The 288-nt window shown below is 58.3% G+C and carries 1 protein-coding gene; it reads left to right on the forward strand.

Annotated features, from left to right (window positions below; all coding sequences use genetic code 11):
* Window positions 1-288: biotin/lipoyl-containing protein (locus tag INF86_RS22195; RefSeq protein ID WP_305047275.1), on the forward strand; the 288-nt coding region annotated here is incomplete at both ends.

Genomic DNA, 288 nt, shown 5'->3' on the forward strand with positions numbered 1-288 from the left:
GAAGTTGAAGTTACCGAAATCCTGGTCAAAGTGGGCGACACCGTTGCGGCTGAGCAGTCACTGATCACCGTAGAAGGCGACAAAGCCTCTATGGAAGTGCCAGCACCGTTCGCCGGTACCGTTAAAGAGATCAAGATCAACACCGGTGACAAAGTGTCTACCGGCTCGCTGATCATGGTCTTCGAAGTGGCGGGTGCAGCACCTGCCGCTGCGCCTGCTCACGCTGCTGCTCCGGCTCCGGCAGCTGCACCAGCGCCTGCTGGAGCCAGCGAAAGAAGTAAACGAACC

This window comes from Enterobacter cloacae complex sp. I1M, from assembly GCF_014982425.1.
Taxonomy (GTDB): domain Bacteria; phylum Pseudomonadota; class Gammaproteobacteria; order Enterobacterales; family Enterobacteriaceae; genus Enterobacter; species Enterobacter intestinihominis.